This is a genomic window from Ancylobacter mangrovi (assembly GCF_024752355.1).
Classification (GTDB): domain Bacteria; phylum Pseudomonadota; class Alphaproteobacteria; order Rhizobiales; family Xanthobacteraceae; genus Ancylobacter; species Ancylobacter mangrovi.
Window position 1 is genome coordinate 131,283 of record NZ_JANTHZ010000007.1, and the last position, 18,677, is coordinate 149,959.

At 68.9% G+C, this 18,677-nt stretch carries 15 protein-coding genes; 6 read left to right on the plus strand and 9 right to left on the minus strand.

All coding sequences use genetic code 11. The features are described 5' to 3' along the window. The first annotated feature begins 381 nt into the window (after positions 1-381). Positions 382-1,395 (plus strand): Bug family tripartite tricarboxylate transporter substrate binding protein, encoded by a 1,014-nt coding sequence (locus NVS89_RS15735; RefSeq protein ID WP_258733714.1) that lies wholly within the window; start codon positions 382-384, stop codon positions 1,393-1,395. Positions 1,396-1,471: 76 nt separating this feature from the next. On the opposite strand, the gene NVS89_RS15740 is transcribed toward NVS89_RS15735, so the two are convergent. Next, positions 1,472-2,485, minus strand: coding sequence for a Bug family tripartite tricarboxylate transporter substrate binding protein (locus NVS89_RS15740; protein WP_258733715.1), 1,014 nt, complete (start codon positions 2,483-2,485; stop codon positions 1,472-1,474). A gap of 432 nt (positions 2,486-2,917) precedes the next feature. Here NVS89_RS15740 and NVS89_RS15745 point away from each other — a divergent pair, with 432 nt between their 5' ends. The 5 genes from NVS89_RS15745 to NVS89_RS15765 are packed head-to-tail and all read left to right on the plus strand — an operon-like array spanning position 2,918 to position 9,567. Then, positions 2,918-4,366, plus strand: coding sequence for a UbiD family decarboxylase (locus tag NVS89_RS15745; protein WP_258733716.1), 1,449 nt, complete (start codon positions 2,918-2,920; stop codon positions 4,364-4,366). A gap of 29 nt (positions 4,367-4,395) precedes the next feature. Next, on the plus strand, positions 4,396-5,586 hold the full coding sequence (locus tag NVS89_RS15750) for an ABC transporter ATP-binding protein (RefSeq protein ID WP_258733717.1): 1,191 nt from the start codon (positions 4,396-4,398) through the stop codon (positions 5,584-5,586). Between the two features lie 3 nt (positions 5,587-5,589). Continuing rightward, positions 5,590-7,317, plus strand: coding sequence for an ABC transporter permease (locus tag NVS89_RS15755; protein WP_258733718.1), 1,728 nt, complete (start codon positions 5,590-5,592; stop codon positions 7,315-7,317). 22 nt (positions 7,318-7,339) lie between these two features. After that, on the plus strand, positions 7,340-8,443 hold the full coding sequence (locus NVS89_RS15760; protein WP_258733719.1) for an ABC transporter substrate-binding protein: 1,104 nt from the start codon (positions 7,340-7,342) through the stop codon (positions 8,441-8,443). A 29-nt stretch (positions 8,444-8,472) separates the two neighbouring features. Then, positions 8,473-9,567 carry an ABC transporter substrate-binding protein gene (locus NVS89_RS15765; RefSeq protein ID WP_258733720.1) on the plus strand — a complete coding sequence of 365 codons (1,095 nt, stop codon included), beginning with the start codon at positions 8,473-8,475 and terminating at the stop codon, positions 9,565-9,567. A gap of 107 nt (positions 9,568-9,674) precedes the next feature. On the opposite strand, the gene NVS89_RS15770 is transcribed toward NVS89_RS15765, so the two are convergent. The 8 genes from NVS89_RS15770 to NVS89_RS15805 form a co-directional block, all read right to left on the minus strand. Beyond that, positions 9,675-11,993, minus strand: coding sequence for a xanthine dehydrogenase family protein molybdopterin-binding subunit (locus NVS89_RS15770; protein WP_258733721.1), 2,319 nt, complete (start codon positions 11,991-11,993; stop codon positions 9,675-9,677). A 2-nt stretch (positions 11,994-11,995) separates the two neighbouring features. Further along, positions 11,996-12,472, minus strand: a complete 477-nt coding sequence (locus NVS89_RS15775) for a (2Fe-2S)-binding protein (protein ID WP_258733722.1) — start codon at positions 12,470-12,472, stop codon at positions 11,996-11,998. A 24-nt stretch (positions 12,473-12,496) separates the two neighbouring features. Further along, the gene (locus NVS89_RS15780; protein ID WP_258733723.1) at positions 12,497-13,366 is read right to left on the minus strand and encodes an FAD binding domain-containing protein; all 870 of its coding nucleotides are present in this window, start codon (positions 13,364-13,366) and stop codon (positions 12,497-12,499) included. A gap of 96 nt (positions 13,367-13,462) precedes the next feature. Next, complete coding sequence (locus NVS89_RS15785) at positions 13,463-14,203, minus strand: class II aldolase/adducin family protein (protein WP_258733724.1); 741 nt, start codon at positions 14,201-14,203, stop codon at positions 13,463-13,465. Positions 14,204-14,237: 34 nt separating this feature from the next. Then, on the minus strand, positions 14,238-16,598 hold the full coding sequence (locus NVS89_RS15790) for a xanthine dehydrogenase family protein molybdopterin-binding subunit (RefSeq protein ID WP_258733725.1): 2,361 nt from the start codon (positions 16,596-16,598) through the stop codon (positions 14,238-14,240). Next, positions 16,595-17,092, minus strand: a complete 498-nt coding sequence (locus tag NVS89_RS15795; protein ID WP_258733726.1) for a (2Fe-2S)-binding protein — start codon at positions 17,090-17,092, stop codon at positions 16,595-16,597. Before NVS89_RS15795 ends, NVS89_RS15790 begins: the two co-directional genes overlap by 4 nt. A 17-nt stretch (positions 17,093-17,109) precedes the next feature. Further along, a complete protein-coding gene (locus tag NVS89_RS15800) occupies positions 17,110-17,985 on the minus strand; it encodes an FAD binding domain-containing protein (protein ID WP_258733727.1) in 876 nt (291 codons plus the stop codon). A 41-nt stretch (positions 17,986-18,026) separates the two neighbouring features. Next, positions 18,027-18,659 (minus strand): SRPBCC family protein, encoded by a 633-nt coding sequence (locus NVS89_RS15805; protein WP_258733728.1) that lies wholly within the window; start codon positions 18,657-18,659, stop codon positions 18,027-18,029. Positions 18,660-18,677 lie beyond the last annotated feature (18 nt).

Here is an 18,677-nt window from a genome sequence, read left to right on the forward strand (position 1 = left end):
AAACCGACTCTGCGTGCAAAAATCAACACGAATACCAAATATGGCACTATTCATCCGGCCAGCATCCCCCATGCCGCTCCCGCAGCGCGCCCGCGAACCCTTGTGCCGGCAAAGGTGAGGTGGATTCCGCCCCTATCGTCCGCTCCTTCGCCTCCAGCCGGGCCCGCCTCGTCCGCACTCAAGCCACAATCCAGTTTCCGCGCTAGCCCCGCCGATCATTTCCAAAATTCGTACTTGTCCTAATTTTGGTTGACTTGATCCCGACGCTGCGTTCGGATTGAGACCGGCAGGCTCGTCCAACGAGGCATGCCGGCGTCGCAGCGGCGCCAGGTTGCCTGCCCTGTTCAAACCAGAAGGGAACTCAAGCGCATGCGGAAATATGTGACGGCTCTCCTGGGGGTCGCGTCGTGTCTGGCGCTCGCGACCACCCACCTCAAGGCCGAGACGGTCGAGGAGTTCTACAAGGGCAAGCAGATACGGGCGATCATCGGCTACAGCGTCGGCGGTGGCTACGACACCTATACACGCCTGCTCGCGGCCCATCTCGGCAAGCACATCCCCGGCAACCCGACCGTGGTGCCGGAGAACATGCCCGGCGCCGGCAGCCTGAAGGCGGCGAACTACCTGTTCAACGTCGCGCCCAAGGACGGCACCGTGATCGGCACCTTCGCGCGCGGCCTGCCGATGGAGCCGCTGATCGGCGGCAGTGCCACCCATTTCGACGCCTCCGCCTTCTCCTGGCTCGGCAGCATCTCCGACGAGGCGAGCGTCTGCGTGACCGGGGCCAATTCGAAGGTCACGAGCTGGGACCAGGCGAAGACCACCGAGTTCACCGTCGCCGGCGAAGGCTCGGGCTCCGATCCCGACATCTTCGCAACCATGCTGAAGAACCTGTTCGACGTGAAGATGCGCCTCATCACCGGCTATCCCGGCACCAACGAGATGACCATGGCGATCGAGCGCAGCGAGGTCGACGGACGGTGCGGCTGGTCCTGGGCGGTGCTCAAGGCCACCAAGGCGGACGAGCTCAAGAACAACAAGCTGCACGTCATCCTTCAGCTCTCGCTGCGCGAGATCAAGGACCTGCCGGACGTGCCGAACGTGATGGCGATCACCACCACGGAGAAGCAGCGCGAGGTGCTGCGCCTCGTCCTCGCCCGGCAGGTGATCGGCCGCCCCTATGCCGCCCCGCCCGGCATTCCCAAGGACCGGCTCGAGGCACTGCGCAAGGCGTTCGACGAGACGATGAAGGACCCTGCATTCCTCGCCGACGCCGAAAAGGCCGGCCTCGAGGTCGATCCGGTGAGCGGCGCGGAGGTGGAGGACCTGATCCGCGGCCTCTACGCGCTGCCCAAGGACGAGGTCGCCAAAGCCCGCAGCGTCATCGTCGAGTGATCGGTGAGGCGAGCAAAGGAAAGGGCCGCGACGGCAATGTCGCGGCCCTTTCTTTCGTCTGAAGGAGGCGCGGCGGCTATTTCGCGGCGCCGGAGATTTCCGCCACTTCGTCGAGCAGCGCCTTCGGCGTGGTGTAGAGCTGGTCGAGAAGCTGCTCGATGCGCTGGCCGGTGATGGGGCGCACGTCAAGCTTCTGCTTGGCGGCATCGGCCAGGAACTCCGGGTCCTTCACGGTCTCGTCGAAAGCCTTGCGCAGCAGCGCCAGCGTCTCGGGCGGCACGCCCGGAGGGGCGGCATAGGGACGGCCCATGACGTTCGGCCCGAGGATGAAGGCGAGCAGGCGCTTCTGCTCGTCGGTCTTGGCGAAGTCCATCACGTTCGGCACGTCGATGGAGGGGTCCTTCTCCAGCCCCGCCTGCAGGATGATGCGGATCTTGCCTTCGTCGAGAAGCTGGCTGAAGCGGCTGCGCACCGAGCTCAGCGACACGCCGCACAGGCCGTCGATCTCGCCGCGCTCGACCGCGAGGAACATCTCGCTCGTGCCCGGATAGCCGGTGACCAGCTTGGTCTTGGTGCCGAACAGCTTCTGCAGCGCGATCGCCATCGTGTCGACGTCGGAGCCGCGGCCCTCGCCGCCGAACACGTGGTCCTTGGTCAGCATGTCGTCCCAGGTGGCGATCGGCGATTTGGTGGATGTCAGGCAGACCGTGGTCTCACCGGAGATCGAACCGATCCAGCTGAACTTGCGCGAGTCGTAGCCGGCGTCGCCCAGGAGCGGCGCCACCGCCGCCTGCTGCGCGAAGGTGCCCATCACCGAGCCGTCCTTCGGCGCCACGCTGAAGATGTAGTTGGCCGCCTTCAGGCTGCCCGCGCCCGGCATGTTCTGCGGCAGGAAGACCGGCTCGCCCGGCAGGTGCTTGCCCATGTGCCGCGACAGCAGGCGCGCATAGGCGTCATATCCGCCGCCGACCCCGTAGCCGATGATGACACCGATCTCCTTCGCCGGCGCCGGCTCGACCGCGCGCGCCGCCGGCACGTGGAGCGCGAGCAGGGAGGCGGCGAGCGCCGCCACCGTGAAATGTCTGTGCATGGCTGGTCCCCGTCTGGTCCGTTTCTGTCCTTCGGCACCCGCCGAAGCCGGCTCCAGAGTGGAAGCAATTTTTGCTCCAGGTCAATTAATTGTTTAAATATTGGTACGTATCGTCGAAATTGGCCACATTTCCCGGAGTTGACGGGAGACCCGTCTCGCCGACAGCAAAAATCCGGCTCGGGCGACGTTGCGACCCGCCCCTGCGCCGCACTCCGCGCCACTCGGCCGGTCGCGGTCATGCCCGTCCGGCGCCGGGCCGCTGCCTCGGAAACGGGCAAAATGCGAAGTAAACGCTGATGTTTGTCCGCCAATGACGAGATGGTTATTTTTTGAACAAAGACACCCATTGACGCGAGCCGCAGAGGGTGTTCCATTTTTCGTACATCCACGCAGATGGCAGCCGCGCAAGAAGGCTGCCCGGAGGTACGGTTCATGCTTCAGGCGACCACCCGCAACCAGGACCTGCGCTCCTGGATCGAGGAGATGGAGGCCGCCGGTGAGCTCCTCTCCATCACGGGCGCCGACCGCGAGCGGGAGATCGGCGGCATCGTCGACATCTACCAGCGCAAGATCGGCGGCCCGGCGCTGCTGTTCGACGAGGTGCCGGGCTATCGGCCGGGCTTCCGCGTGCTGGCCAACTTGTTCGTCTCGGTGAAGCGCATCGCCCTCACCCTCGGCCTGCCGGAGGACATCAGCGAGGTCGAGCTGGTCCGCTTCTGGCGCGACCGCTTCAAGAACACGCCGGTGATCCCGCCCGAAGAGGTCGAGACCGGCCCGATCCTTGAGAACGTAGCGTTCGGCGACGACATCGACCTGTTGAAGATCCCGACGCCGCGCTGGCACGAGGGCGACGGCGGCTACTACATCGGCACCGGCTGCATGGTGATCATGAAGGACCCCGACAGCGGCTGGATCAACTACGGCGCCTATCGCGGGCAGGTCCACGACAAGGCGCTCGCCACCGTCATGGCCTCCAAGGGCAAGCATGGCGACATCATCATGCGCCGCTACCACGAGCGCGGCGAGCCCTGCCCGATCGCGGTGGTGGTGGGCGTCCATCCCGGCCTGTTCTCGGTCGCCGGCCTCGAAATCCCCTATGGCAAGAACGAGTACGACGTCGCCGGCGGCCTGATGGGCCAGCCGATCCGCGTCATCTGCGGCCCGAAGACGGGCCTGCCGATCCCGGCCGAGGCGGAGATCGCCTATGAGGGCTTCATCCACGAGGGCGACCGCGTCGACGAGGGCCCGCTCGGCGAGTGGACCGGCTACTACGCCGGCGGCCTGAAGAAGGAGCCGGCGATCCGCGTCGCCAGCCTGATGCACCGCAACGACCCGATCCTCACCGGCTGCATCCCGGCCGTGCCGCCCAATGACGACACCTTCTATCGCGGCACCTACCGCGCCGGCGCCGTCTGGCACGAGATGGAGGCGGCCGGCGTGCCGGAGGTGCGGGGCGTGTGGTCGCACGAGGCGGGCGGCAGCCGCATGTGGCTGACCGTCTCCATCAAGCAGATGTATGCCGGCCACGCCAAGCAGGCCGGCCTCATCGCCTCGCAGTGCCATGCCGGCGCCTATGCCAACCGCGTGGTCGTGGTGGTCGACGAGGACATCGACCCGGCGGACATGGACCAGGTGGTGTGGGCGATGTGCACGCGCTGCGACCCGCGCGACGACGTCGACATCCTCAAGGGCTGCTGGAGCACCACGCTCGACCCGCGCGCCTATCCCGACGAGACCCGCAACATGAACTCGCGCATGGTCATCGTCGCCTGCAAGCCGTGGAACCGCATCAAGGACTGGCCGCAGGTGGTGCGCAACAGCGCCGCGCTCGACGACCATCTCCGGGCGAAATTCGGCCCGTCCCTGCCGTCCTTCTTCTGAGCGGCGCCATGAACCCGGGGAGGCCAGCCATGCCCACCGCGCTCTCTGACACCCCCGCCCGCGACATCGCCGCCGGCACGGGCCCGCGCGAGAGACCGGCCGCCGCCGACGCATTGCTGAGCCTGCGCGGCGTGCGCAAATCCTATGGCGGCGTGGCGGTTGCGGTGGAAGGCGTCGACCTCGACCTCGCGCCCGGCGAGATCCTGACGCTGCTCGGCCCCTCGGGCTGCGGCAAGACCTCGACGCTGCGCATCGCCATCGGCCTCGAGCGGGCGAGCGACGGCGAGGTCTGGCTCGGCGGCCAGCTCGTCGACGCGCCCGCCCGGCGCGTCTTCGTGCCGCCGGAGCGGCGCAACATGGGCATGGTGTTCCAGTCCTACGCGATCTGGCCGCATATGAGCGTGTTCGAGAATGTCGCCTATCCCTTGCAGGCCCGCCGCAGGCCGGCAGCGGAGATCAAGGCGGACGTCGACCGCCTGCTCGACATGACCGGGCTCTCCAGCTTCGCCGACCGGCCGGGCACGCGCCTGTCCGGCGGCCAGCAGCAGCGGGTGGCGATCGCGCGCGGCCTCGCCGCCGGCTCGGGCGTGCTGCTCATGGACGAGCCGTTCAGCAATCTCGATTCCCATCTGCGCAACCACATGCGCGCCGAGGTGAAGCTGCTGCAGCGCAAGCTCGGCATCGCCGTGCTGTTCGTCACCCACGACCAGTCCGAGGCGCTGGCCCTGTCGGACCGCATCGCGGTGATGCGGGCCGGCCGGATCGAGCAGATCGGCCCGCCGACCGAGCTCTACAACAACCCGGCCTCGGCCAATGTGCGCGACTTCCTCGGCGAGAACATGCGCCTTTCCGGCCGCATCCGCGCACGGGGGCGGGACGCGGGCCTCACCGTCGAGCTCAGCGAGGGAAACATCTGCCTGGTGGACGGGCAGGACCACACGGGCGGCGCGCCGGTCGGCTCGCCCTGCCTGCTCTCGATCCGTCCCGAGCATGTGCGCGTCGAGCCGGCCCCCGCCGGCCCGCACACGGTCGAGCCGAACGTGGTCGCCGGCCGCATCCTCGCCATGCTGTTCCTCGGCTCGGCCTTCGAGGCCAGCGTGCGGCTCGCTTCCGGCGCCGTGGTCACGACGATGCTCGGCTCCGACACCGAGCTGAAGGAGGGGCAGGCGGTGCGGCTCGTGCTGCCGAAGCTCCGGCTCCACGCCTGGCCGGAGGACTGAGCGATGAGCACCGCCGATCTCGCCGCCGTCTCGCCGCCGGCCCGGGTCGGCCCCCTCACCCTCGGCGCCGCCTATTGGCTGTTCATCGCCGCCGTCGCAGTGGTCACGCTGTTTCCCGTGGTGGTGCTGTTCGTCACCGCCTTCGAGGTCGGCACGTTCGGGCGCGAGACCGTGTTCGGCTTCGACAACTGGATCGAGCCGTTCCGCAGCCCGCGCCTGCTGGAAGCGCTGTGGAACACGCTCACCCTCAGTGCCGCGCGCCAGATCATCGCCCTCGTGGTGTCGATCGGCCTCGCCTGGCTGATCGCGCGCAGCAACCTGCCGGGGCGCGGCTGGCTGGAGGTCGGCTTCTGGATCGCCATGTTCATGCCGGCGTTGCCGGTGACCATGGCGTGGATCCTGCTCGCGGGCGGGCGTAGCGGCCTGATCAACATCTGGCTGCGCGACCTCTCCTCTTTCCTGCCCTACCCGCTGTTCAACATCTATTCCTGGGGCGGCATCATCTGGGTGCACCTCGTCACCTCGACCATCCCGATCAAGGTGTTCCTGCTCATCCCGGCGTTCCGCAACCTCGACGCCTCGCTCGAGGAGAGCGCGCGCGCCTGCGGCAGCGGCCTGATCGAGACCATCCGCCGGATCGTGGTGCCGCTGATGGTGCCGATCCTGGTGGTGACGACGCTGATCGGCCTGATCGGCGCCATGCAGTCCTTCGAGATCGAGCTGATCCTCGGCACGCCGGCGTCGATCGACGTCTATTCCACGATCATCTACAGCGCGATGAAGCAGGAGCCGCCGCTCTACGGCGTCGCCAGCGTGCTCTCGATCCTGTTCGTCACCGCCATCCTGCCCTTCGTGTTCCTGCAGAAATGGTATGGCGGGCGCCACACCTACGGCACGCTGGGCGGGCGCTTCTCCAGCCGCACGCAGGACCTCGGCCGCTGGCGCTGGCCGCTGTTCGCGCTGGTGCTGCTGCTGGTGATGCTCATGACCGTGGTGCCGACGGCGATGATCATCACCGGCACCTTCATGAAGCTGTTCGGCGCCTTCAACCTGCCGCAGCCCTGGACGCTCGACCACTGGCACGAGGCGTTCTCGCAGAGCGAGCTCTACCGCTCGCTGACCAACACGCTGAAGCTCGGCTTCGGCGCCGCCTTCACCGGCATGATCGTCTATTCCGCAATCGCCTACATCACCGCCCGCAAGCGCTACATGGGCGGGGGGCTGCTCGACTTCCTCACCTGGATGCCGACCGTGATCCCCGGCATCGTGATGAGCATGGGCCTCTTGCAGATGTTCCTGCAGGTACCGGTGCTGCGGCCGATCTACGGCACGACCTGGGCACTGATCCTCGCCGTGCTGATCGGCGGCATGACGGTCGGCGCGCAGATCATCCGCGGCACCCTGCTCCAGCTCAGCTCCGAGCTCGAGGAAGCGTCCTGGACCAGCGGCGCCTCACGCTGGCGCACCTTCCGCAAGGTGCTGCTGCCGCTGGTGGCGCCCTCGGTCATCGTCGCCGGGCTGAACATCTTCGGCACCGGCGTCTCCGTCGTCAGCCTCGTCGTGCTGCTCGGCACCGGGCCCTCGCAGCCGCTGTCGATCCTGCAGCTCGCCTATCTCGATTCCGGCCATTTCGAGCCGGCGACGATCATCGGGCTGTTCATCCTCGCCATCGCCGTCACCGCCGCGGTCCTCGCCCGCATCGTCAGTGCGCGCTTCGTCCTCTCGCGCTGAACCAGAACCTGAGGGAAGAACCATGATCACGCGTCGTGCATTGCTTTCGACCACCGGCGGGCTCGTCGCCGCGGCGACGCTGGCCCCGGCGCTCTCGCGCGCCGCCGGCGAGCCAGACGCGGCGTTCGACGCGGCGGTGAAGGCCGCCAAGGGCCAGTCGCTGAACCTGATCGTCGACCCGCCGCAGGCCTATCGCGACATCGCCGCCATCTTCGCCAAGGCCTATCCGGACATCAACGTGCAGACCACGGTGATGCATCCGAGCGACGCGGCCCCGCGCGTCATCACCGAGCAGCGCAACAAGGTCTACTCCTTCGATGCCTGGTGGGGCACCTGCACCAACATGAACAGCATCGCGGCGCCCGCCGGCATCCTCGCCGAGCTGCCGCCCTATTTGCTGCTGCCCTCGGTGAAGGACGTCTCGAACTGGCGCCTGCCGGACATGCTCTACACCTCGCCGAAGCCGTTCGTCTTCGTGCACACGCTGGGCCTCATCAACCAGGGCGCCTACAACACCGACCTCGTGCCCGGGGGCGTGCTCACCCTCGACAAGCTGCTCGACCCCTCGCTCAAGAAGATGATCTCCATCCGCGTGCCGAGCCGCCCGCATGGCGGCTCGCTGATGCTGGCGCAGATCGCCAAGCAGAAGGGCTTCGACTTCGTCGAGACGCTGCTGCGCACCATGGAGCCGGTCTATGTCGACAACGACCGGCAGAACACCATGTCGGTGGTGCGCGGCGACACCGCGGTCGGCATCGGCACCTCGGAGGAGACGCTCTATTCCTGCCACCAGGAGAAGGGCTGCACCAATGTGAAGGTGTTCCCGACCGCCGACATGCAGGCGCGCGGTGTCTCGGTGCTCAACAACGCGCCGAACGAGGCGGCGGCGAAGGTCTTCGTCAACTGGCTGCTCAGCAAGGAGGGCCAGGAGACCTATGTCCGCGAATGGTCGAAGACCAATTTCGGCGGCGGCTTCTCCATGCGCAAGGACGTCGAACCCGGGCCGGGGCAGAGCGACTCCATGCCCGACATGAGCCACATCGAGACCTACAGCGCCGTCTCCTACGACAGCGGATGGGCCGACGTGCAGAAAATCATCTCGCTCTACAAGGCCATCCAGGGCTGAGCGTACGAACCAGACAGGGAACCCACTTCATGTTGGATCGCAGGCAATTTCTCGCCGGCGCCGCCCTTGCGGGTGCCGCCGCGACCGGCCTTCCGCGCCCCGCGCGTGCGGCGGCCGACTGGGACGCAACGGTGGCGGCGGCCAAGGGCCAGTCGCTCAACCTCATCATCGACCCCTATCAGGCGCACAAGGACGTGGTCGCGGTCTTCGCCCAGAAGTTCCCCGGCATCGACGTCCAGGCCAGCACGCTCCACCCGAGCGACGCCGCGCCGAAGATGCTCACCGAGCAGAAGAACGGCGTCTATAGCTGGGACGCGTGGTGGGGCACCTGCTCCAACATGAACAACGTCGCCCTGCCGGCCGGCGGGCTCGACCTGATCGACCAGTATTTCGTGCTGCCGGAGGTGATCGAGGCCTCGAACTGGCGCCTGCCGAACCTGCGCTACACGTCCAAGCGCGGCAACTACGTGTTCGTGCACACGCATTTCCTCATCAATTACGGCGCCTACGACAAGGGCCAGGTGCCCGGCGGCGTGCTCACCCTCGACAACCTGACCGACCCCTCGCTGGTCGGCCGCATCTCCATCCGCGTGCCGAACCGGCCGCATGGCGGGGCGATGATGCTGGCGCAGGTAGCGAAGGAGAAGGGCATCGGCACGGTAGAGACCATCCTCACCACCATGAAGCCGATGTTCGTCGACAATGACCGCCAGAACACCATGTCGGTGGTGCGCGGCGACAGCGCAGTCGGCATCGGCACCTCCGAGGAGACGCTCTACGACTGCCATCAGAGCGGAGGCTGCACCAATGTGGTGAAGTTCCCGGTCTCGGTGATGCATTCGCGCGGCATCTCCGTGCCGAAGAACCCGCCGCACAAGGAGGCGGCGACGGTCTGGGTCAACTGGCTGCTGAGCAAGGAAGGCCAGGAGGTGTTCGTCACCGAATGGGCGAAGTCCAATCCCGGCGGCGCGCTGTCGATGCGCAAGGACGTGGCGCCCGATCCCAAGCACCTGGAATCGGTGCCGGATTTCGACAACATCGACCAGTATGTGGCGGTGGCGCTCGACAGCGGCTGGACCGACCTGAAGCAGATCATCGACCTCTACAAGAAGGTCAACGGCTGAGGCTTCGGCGGCCGGCGCCAGCCGGCCTGCCCCCGTCGGACGACAGGAGGGCGTCGAGGAAAACCTCGGCGTCCCAGCCACATGACGGGATTATTTAAGAAAACGCCTTATCGGGTGGTGATCCCGCGGTGGCGCTCGATCGCCGCCTTCAACCGCTGCGGCGTCAGCGGGAGCTGGACCACGAGCCCGTCCATCCCCAGCGCCTGGTCGACGGCCGAGGCGATCACCGCGCCGACCGCCGAGATGCCCGCTTCGCCCGCGCCCTTGATGCCGAGCGGGTTGCACGGACTCGGCGCGTCCTCGGTCAGCAGCACCTCGATCGCCGGTGTCTCCGCCGCGGTCGGGATCAGGTAATCGGCGAAGGTGACGGAGAGGGGCTCGCCGCGCTCGTCATAGCTGAACTCCTCGTAGATCGCCCCGCCGAGCCCCTGCGCGAAGCCGCCGACGATCTGGCCGCGCACCAGCATCGGGTTGATGGCGCGGCCGATGTCGTAGGCGATCAGCAGGCGCTCGATGGCGATGGCGCCGGTCTCTTCGTCCACCTTCACCGAGGCGATCTGCAGCCCGTAGGGATAGGTCTGGTGCGCGGTGTCGAACCAGCCGTCGGCGGAAAGGCCCGGCTCGCGCCCGCCGCGCGTCTTCGCCGCCGGCACCAGCGCCTTCGCGACGGTGGCGAGGTCGATCGAGGGGCCGTCGGGCTGGTCGGTGCGCACCACGCAGCCGGCGACGATGTCGAGCCGGTCGGGCGGGGCCTGCATCAGCTCGGCCGCCATGTCGATCGCCTTGGCGCGCACCTTGGCGGCGGCGATGGCGGTGGCGTTGCCGGTCATCACGCTGGCGCGCGAGGCATGGGCGCCGACGCCGAACTCGATGCGGTCGGTGCGCCCGTGCGTCACCCGGATCTGCGCGTAGTCGACGCCGAGCTCCTCGGCGCAGATCTGCGCGATGATGGTCTCGAAGCCCTGCCCGACCGAGGCGCCGCCGGTGATCACTTCGACGCTGCCGGAAACGTCGACGACGACGCGCACGCCGTCGGTCGGCCCGAGACCGCTCTTCTCGACGAACATCGCCACCGCGGCGCCGACCTTCTCGCCCCGGGCGCGGCGCGCGGCGAGGCCGGCGCAATGCTCCTCCCAGCCGAAGGCCGCCAGCGATTTGTCCAGCAGCCCGGCATAGTCGCCGGAATCGTAGACGACATGCTCGCCGAGCGCGGCGAGCGGACGGGCGAAGGGCATCTCGTCGGACGAGATCAGGTTGCGCCGGCGCACCTCCAGCGGCGGCAGGCCGAGCCGCACGGCGATGGCGTCCATCAGCCGCTCGCGCACGAAATTTGTCTCGTAGCGTGCCGGCGAGCGATAGGTCGCGGCCGGGGTCTTGTTGGTGAGGCGGAAATGGCCGAGCGCCCTGTAGGCCGGCAGGCGGTAGGGCCCCGGCAGCAGGCCGCAGGTGGAATCGGCGACGCGCGTGCCGTGGGTGCGCACATAGGCGCCCTGGTCGTGGAAGAACTCGTTCTCGATGCCGAGCAGGTGCCCTTCCACGTCGACCGCGGCGCGGATGCGGTGGCGCTGCTGGCGCGAGTGATTGGCCGCCATCAGGTGCTCGCGGCGGTCTTCGATCCACTTCACCGGCCGGTCGAGCCGGAGGGCGGCGAGGAGCACCAGCATGTCCTCGGGATAGAGCTCGCCGCGTATGCCGAAGCCGCCGCCGACATGCGGCTCGAAGCAGTGGATCCCGACCTGCGGGCGGCCGAGCATGCGGGCGATGAACTCGCGGTTCTTGTGCGGCACCTTGGCGGCGCCGTGCAGCTCCAGCGCGTCGCGGGCGGCGTCGTAGCGCCCCACCGCGCCGCGCGTCTCCATCGGCACGCCGGAATGGCGGCCGACCTTGAGGTCGAGCTCGACCACCGCATGGGCGCGGGCGAAGGCGTCGGCGATGTCGCCATAGTCCTGCGTGCAGAGCGTCGCCTCGGTCGAATGGCCGGGGGAAAAACTGCCGGGCGCTTCGTCGGCGGCGAGGATCGGCGGCAGTTCCTCGATGTCGAGCGTCACCGTCTCGGCCGCGTCCTCGGCGAGATAGGCGTCCTCGGCGAAGACAGCAGCCACCGGCTCGCCGACATAGCGCACCGTGTCGCGGGCGAGGATCGGCTGGCGGAACGGGGCCAGCTTCTCGTTCGGCCCCTCGCGGAAATCGATCGGCGAGACGCCTTCGAGGTCGGCGCCGGTCCAAATCGCGACCACGCCCGGCATCGCCCGCGCCGCGGCGGCGTCGACGCCGAGCAGACGGCCATGGGCGATCGGCGAGCGCACGATGCGCATGTGGAGCTGGCGGGGGAAGTTGATGTCGCCGACGAAGCGCCCGCGCCCGCGAACCAGCGGCCGATCCTCGATGCGCGGAACGGACGCCCCGATGACCGGGCTGCGCGCCATGCTCAGGCCTGCATCTGGTTCATGGCGGAGCGCACCGCCTTGACGATGTTCTCGTAGCCCGTGCAGCGGCACAGGTTCGAGGACAGCACCTCGATCAGCTCGGCGTCGCTCATGCGCGGGTTGCGCTCGATCGCGCCGGCCGCCAGCATCAGGAAGCCGGGCGTGCAGAAGCCGCATTGCAGGGCGTGATTGGCGATGAACGCCTCCTGCAGCGGGTGCAGCGTCTCGCCCTGCGCCAGCCCCTCCACCGTGCGGATCGACGCGCCGTCCGCCTGCACCGCGAACATCAGGCAGGAGCGGACCGTGGCACCGTCGACGATGACGGTACAGGCGCCGCAGACGCCGTGCTCGCAGCCGAGATGGGTGCCGGTCCAGCCGCAATCGTCGCGAATGGCGTCGGCCAGCGTCTTGCGCGGCTCGACCCGGATGTCGTGACGCTCGCCATTGATGGTGAGGGTGATGTCGATCCTGTCGCTCATGTCATCCGCTCCTCATCCGCTCCGTCAGACGCCCGCATCGCGGGAGGCCGCCTCGAGCGCCCGCCGCACCACCGTACGAACGAGGTCGCGCCGGTAGGCAGCGTTGGTGTTCGCATCCTCGAGCGGGTCGATCCCGGCCGCCGCGATCTCCGCCGCCGCCCTGAAGGCCGCCTCCCCCGCCGGCTGGCCGACCAGCGCGGCCTCGGCATCGGCGATGCGGCGCGGATGCGCCTCGGCGCCGCCGACGCCGAGCCAGGCACGGGCGATAAGGCCGCCTTCCAGCGTGTAGGCGCACAGGCAGGAGGCGAGCGCGAAGTCGCCGGCGCGCCGGCTGAATTCGTAGAACCCGGCGCGCGCGTCCGCCGGCAGCAGCGGCAGGCGAACCTCGACGAGGATCTCCTCCGGCTCCAGCGTGGTCATCATGATGCCGAGGAAATAGTCGCGCGCGGCGATCTCGCGCGTGCCCGAGCGGCTGCGGGCGACGAGGCGCGCGTCCAGCGTGACGGCGGCGAGGCACCATTCCGAGGCCGGGTCGGCATTGGCGAGGCTGCCGCACATCGTGCCGCGCGAGCGGATCGGGAAATGGGCGATGTTGTGCGCGACGCGCGCCAGCAGGCGGCCGGTCGGTCCCGGCTCGACCGGCGTCTCGAAACGGACATGCCGGGCCAGCGCGCCGACCACCAGTTCGCCGCCCTCCACCGCCACGCGGTCGAGCTCGCCGATGCCGTTGATGTCGACCAGATGGGTCGGATAGGCGAGGCGCAGCGCCATCATAGGGATCAGGCTCTGCCCGCCGGCGATGACGCGCCCCTCGAGCGGGGCCACCTCGGCCAGCATGGCGACCGCCTCGTCGAGCGTGGTGGGGCGGTGATAGGCGAACGGCGCGGGCTTCATCAGGACCCCGGGTTTCAGTCGGTCAAATGTACCAAAAACGGTACAGTCAGCTTTTCTGTTCCTATTTTGGTATTTGGACGAGTTCTCAAACGACTGTCAAGCACGTTCCGGGCCCACCGCCTCGATACGTCGCGTCAACGAATACAGCCATTGCCGCTCGATCGGGTCGGGCCGCAGCCGGGACGCAAGGGCGATCTCGCCGGGCGTCAGCGACTCGACCGGGCCGAGCGCGCGGGCGGCGAGCTGCACGCCGGCATTGGCGGTGGAATGGACGGCGCGGAAGAACATCTCCTTCAGGCTGCGTCCGACCACGGTCGCCCCGTGCCGGCGCATCAGCACCACCCAGTGCGGGCCGAGCGCGCGCGCCAGCGAGGCGCCCTCCTCCGGGCGGACCAGCAGCAGGTTGGTGTCGCCGAACTCGTCCTGGCTGTCCCAGAACGGGGCTTCCTCGCCGATCACCGCGCCGAGCTGGTTGACCGGCACCAGCCGTTCCCGCGACAGGCAGAACGGCATGATGGCGGCGGCGTGATGGTGGCAGACGGCGTTCACGTCCGGGCGGGCGCGGTAGATCTCGCTGTGGATCACGCCCTCGGAATAGACCCGACGGTCGGTCGGCTCGACCGGCCGGGCGTCGAGGTCGCAGACGATGATGTCCTCCGCGCGCACATTGATCGGCGCCTTGGAGACCGAGATCAGGAAGCGGCCGGGGTCCTCGGGATGGCGGACGCTGACATGGCCGAAGGCGTCGAGCACGCCCTCCTGCGTCAGCATGCGGTTGGCGAGCGCCAGATCGCGCACCAGGTCGCCGAGATCCGCCGTCGCGGAAGCCGTTGTCATCTGCGCCTGTCCTTTCGAGCTTCCCGCGATCCGCTCACGCACCATCCGCGCGGGCGATGAGGTCGAGAATATCCATCGGCGACAGCGGCGCATGCGAGATCCGTACCCCGAAGGGCTGGAGCGCATCCTCGACCGCCGAGGCGATCACCGCCGGCGTCGGGATGACGCCTGACTCGCCGACGCCCTTGATGCCGAGCGTGTTGAGCGGCGACGGGGACTCGCGGTGGAACAGCTCGATGCTCGGCATCTCCGGCGCCGTCACCAGAAGATACTCGCCGTAATTGTTGGTCAGCGGCTGGGCGTTGGCGTCGAAGCCCATCCACTCGAACAGCGCGTTGCCGATGCCGTGGGCGATACCGCCGATCACCTGGCCGTCGACCAGCATCGGGTTGATCATCTGCCCGCAATCATGCGCCAGCAGATAGCGCAGCACCTGCACATGGCCGGTCTCGACGTCGACCTCCACCTCGGCGACAGCGCTGCCGTTGGAGAAGGCCATGTCGTGCACGATCACCTGTTCGGTCGCCTCCAGCCCCGGCTCGAGATTGCCCGGCAGCACGTAGCCGGCGATGCCCTCGAGCGCGCGCGCCACCTCGCCGAGGCCGATGGTGCGGTTGTTGCCGCGCATGCGGATATGGGTGCCGACGATGGTGAGCTCGTCCGGCCGGGCCTCCAGCATGTGCGCGGCCGCCTCGAGCGCCTTGGCGCGCACCTTCACCGCGGCGGCGTGGGCGGAGGAGCCGGCCATCACCGCCTGCCGGCTGTTGAAGCCGCCGAAGCCGAGCGTCATCGCCGCCGTGTCGCCGGTGGTCACCACCACGTTCTCGATCGCACCGCCGAGCTGCTCGGCGACGACCTGGGCGAGCATGGTCTTGGTGCCCTGCCCCATGGCGGTGGCGCTGGAGGCGACGTGGATGCGCCCGTTCGCGGCCACGCGCACGCGCACCGGCTCGAACGGCCCGCGGCCGGTCCCCTCGACATAGTTGACGAGGCCGAGGCCGATATGGCGCCCCTGCGCGCGCGCCTCGGCCTGCCGGCGCGGGAAATCGTCCCAGCCGGCCTTTTCCATCACCAGCCGCTGGGCGGCGGGATAGTCGCCGCTGTCGAGCACCACGAAGGTGCCGCCGCGCAGCTTCATCGGCTTGCGGCACGGCATCTGCTCGGGCTGCACGAGGTTGCGGCGGCGGATCTCCGCGCGGTCGAGACCCAGCCGGCGGGCGGCCTGGTCCAGCAGGCGCTCCATTACGAACGCCGCCTGCGGCTGGCCGGCGCCGCGGATCGGCGTGACCGGAACCTTGTTGGTCAGCAGCAGCTTGCTGGCGAGCCGGTAGGCGGGAACGTTGTAGGCGAGCGGCACGGTGATGGCAGAGGCGAAGACGACATTGGTCCCGCGCGCCGTATAGGCACCATGGTCGTGCAGCAGCGAGCCGCGCATGCCGAGGACACGCCCCTCGGCATCGAGCGCCATCGCCATCTCCCAGTGCTGGTCGCGCTCCTGGGTCGTGACGACGAAATGCTCGCGCCGGTCCTCGATCCATTTCACCGGTCGCCCGAGCTTCACCGCGCTCGCCGCGACCACCGCCTCCTCGGGATAGAAGACCAGCTTCGGCCCGAAACCGCCGCCAAGTTCGGGTGTCACGACGCGGATGGCGTCGGAATCGCGCGCCAGCAGGTCGCACAGCAGGCGCTGGGCGACGTTCGGCGTCTGGGTCGAGCTCCAGACCGTGAGACGGTCTTCCAGCGGGTCGAGGCTCGCGACCACGCCCCGGCATTCCATGGAATGCGAGCCGCCGCGATGCAGCCAGAACCGATCCTCCACCACCTCGGCGGCGCCGGCGAAGGCGGCGTCGACATCGCCATACGCCGTGTCGAGCTCAGCGACGACATTGTGCGGCAGGTCGGCGTGGACGCGGGCGCCGCCCTCGGCCAGCGCCGCGTGGCAGTCGGCGACGACGGGGAGCGGGTCGTAATCCACCTCCACCAGCGCGGCCGCGTCCTCGGCGAGGTAGCGCGAGGCGGCGATCACCACGGCAATCGCCTCGCCGACATGCACGGTCTCGTGCCGCGCCAGTATCGGGCGGTGCACCTCCAGCAGGTAGCTGGGGCTCGGCATGGCGACCACCAGCCGGTCGCTCGTCAGCACGTCCCGCAGGTCATCGAACGTCATCACGGCGACCACGCCCGGCGCCGCGCGGGCGGGCTCGCAGTCGATGGAGCGGATGCGCGCATGGGCGTGCGGACTGCGCACGAAGGCGGCTTCCAGCAGGCCCGGCAGATGGATGTCGTCGACGAAGCGTGCGCGCCCGCGCAGCAGCGCATCGTCCTCCACCCGCGCCACCGGGCGGCCGAAGGTGTGGGGCGCGGGATCGGCGGCGGGACGTGGCTCGGCGGTCATCCGCGCACCTCGCGCCCGGCAGACGGCAGCAGGCTGCGCACCGCCGCGACGATGCCCTGATAGCCGGTGCAGCGGCAGATATTGCCGGACAGCGCGACCCGTATGTCCTCGTCCGAGGGGCTGGGGTTGTCGCGCAGCAGCTCGGTCAGGGTGGTGAGGATGCCCGGCGTGCAGAAGCCGCATTGCAGACCGTGATGGTCGGCAAGCGCCTGCTGCAGCGGCGGCAGCGGCTGGCCCTCTGTGCTCAGTCCCTCGATCGTGACGACCGAATGGCCGTGGGCCTGCACCGCCAGCATCAGGCAGGAGCGCGCCGTATGGCCGCCCACCAGCACCGTGCAGGCGCCGCACACGCCGTGCTCGCAGCCCACATGGGTACCGGTGAGTTGCAGCGTGTGGCGCAGGAAATCCGCCAGCGTCAGCCGCACATCCACTTCCGCGCGGTGGACGACCTCGTTCACCGTCACGCTGATCAATCGCCGTTCGGCTTCGTCCATGGCTCGCTCCGCGCCGATCATGCCGCCACCTTTGCCATAGCGTGGCGCGCCGCCTGCTCCAGCGCCCGGCGCGCCATCACCGGCGCGATCCGGCGGCGATAGGTGCCGCTGACCAGCGCGTCGTCCATCGCCTCGACCGCGCCGCACAGGCGGCAATGGTCGGCGAAGATGGCCGCGGACGGCGCTTGCCCGGCCAGCGCCTCCTCCACCTCGCCCATGCGCAGCGGGGAGACGTCGACGCCGCCGAGCACCAGCACGGCGCGGGCGATGCGCCCGGCACCGTCGAGCTCGATCGTCGCCGCCGCCGAGACGATGGCGAAATCGCCGTGCCGGCGCGCCATCTCGACGAAACCGGCGCCGTGGCCGGCCGGCGGGACAGGAATGTCGATCGCGACCAGCATCTCGTCGAGCTCCAGCGCGGGGGTCATGAAGCCCAGCGGGAACTCGGCCATCGCCAGCCGACGCTCGCCCTGCGGCCCGCGCGCGACGATCTCCGCATCGAGCGTCATGGCGACGGTAACGAGCTCGGCCGCCGGATCGAGATGGCAGAGCGAGCCGCCGATGGTGCCGCGATTGCGCGTCTGGCGATGCCCGACATGGTGGAGCCCTGCCCCGATCAGCGGCAGCCTTTCGGCGACCAGCGGCGAGAATTCGAGGTCGCGCTGGCGGGTCATCGCGCCGATGCGGATGCGGCCCGCCTCCTCGCGGATGAAGGCGAGCTCCGGCACGCGGTTCAGGTCGATCACGTGATCGGGCTGGACGAAGCGCATGTTGAGCATCGGCATCAGCGACTGGCCGCCGGCCAGCAGCTTGGCGTTCTCGAGGCTCGCCAGCAGCCCGACCGCCTCGTCGGCCGTCTGCGGATCGTAGTAGCGGAAGGGAGGCGGTTTCATCGGCGGGTGCGGGGGCTCGGGACGGGCTCGGATCGGCTCGGTCAGGTGGATTTCAGGCCGAACAGGCCGCGCAGCCAACTCCAGAATGCGGAAAAGATCAGCGAGAAGCCGGAAATCGGCTTGGCGGGCGCCGGGCGCGGGCGCGGCGCGGCAGGCGCTTCCGCGGCCGTCGAGGCGGCTGACGGCACTTCCGCCAGCGCCGGCTCCGCGGCCGGCGGCGGGGCCGCGGCGATCTCGTTGGCGAGGTTCTTGGCGAATTGGCCGATGAGCTGGCCGGCCACACTCTGGATCATCCCCGCCCCGCGCCCGTACTGCGCGACGGCGCCGGAGAGGTTGAGGCTGGTGTCGACCGTCACCCGCGTGCCGATCTCGGACGGCGCGAGCGAGAACACGACGCTCGCATTGGCGCCGCCGCGCCCCTTGGAATCGGTGCCCTGCGCCTCCACCCGGGCGCGGTGCTCGGCCTCAACGATCTCGACGAAGCGCGCCGTGCCGGTGAAGCTCAGCGCCACCGGGCCGAGGCGCACCGACACCTTGCCCTTGTAGGTCTGCGGATCGACGGTCTCGAGCAGTTCCGCGCCCGGCATGCACGGGGCGATGCGCTCGATGTCCATCAGGACGGCCCATGCCCGGTCGGGGGGAAGCGGCACCTCGAAGATGTTCTGCAGATCCATGATCGTTCCTTGACCAGC